This window comes from Mesorhizobium sp. M7A.T.Ca.US.000.02.2.1, assembly GCF_003996995.1.
Lineage (GTDB): Bacteria > Pseudomonadota > Alphaproteobacteria > Rhizobiales > Rhizobiaceae > Mesorhizobium.
Genome location: NZ_RZTT01000905.1, coordinates 1 through 481, shown reverse-complemented (window position 1 = coordinate 481; position 481 = coordinate 1). Strand labels below are relative to the sequence as shown.

1 protein-coding gene is annotated in these 481 nt (G+C 65.3%); it reads left to right on the top strand.

Annotated elements, in window-relative coordinates; translation table 11 throughout:
• A partial coding sequence (locus EOD15_RS35375) for an MFS transporter (protein WP_185929191.1) occupies window positions 1-481 on the top strand: 481 nt, incomplete at both ends.

The window sequence follows — 481 nt, the reverse complement described above, 5'->3', positions numbered from 1 at the left end:
GGTCTACCAGACCGCGACCTTCGGCGGCATCGCGCTCGGCAGCTGGATCTGGGGTGTCGTCGCCGATGCGCACGGCGCCGAAGCCGCGCTGATCGCAGCCAGCGTCGCCATGCTGGCCGGCGGCGCCATCGGTCTTTTGCTCCCGCTGCCGCAACAGCAGGTGCTCAACCTCGACCCGCTCAATCGCTTCAAGGAACCGCATTTGGCGCTTGACCTGAAGCCGCGCAGTGGTCCCATCGCCATCATGATCGAGTATGTGATCCGGCACGAGGACGAACCGGAGTTCCTCGCCATCATGGCCGAACGCGGCCGCATCCGCCGTCGTGACGGCGCCCGCAACTGGACGCTGGCGCGCGATCTCGAGAATCCCACCGTATGGATCGAGCATTATCACACGCCGACCTGGATCGAATATATCAGGCACAATGGACGCATCACCCATGCCGACGCCGTCATCGGCGAACGCGTGCGGGCCCTGCAC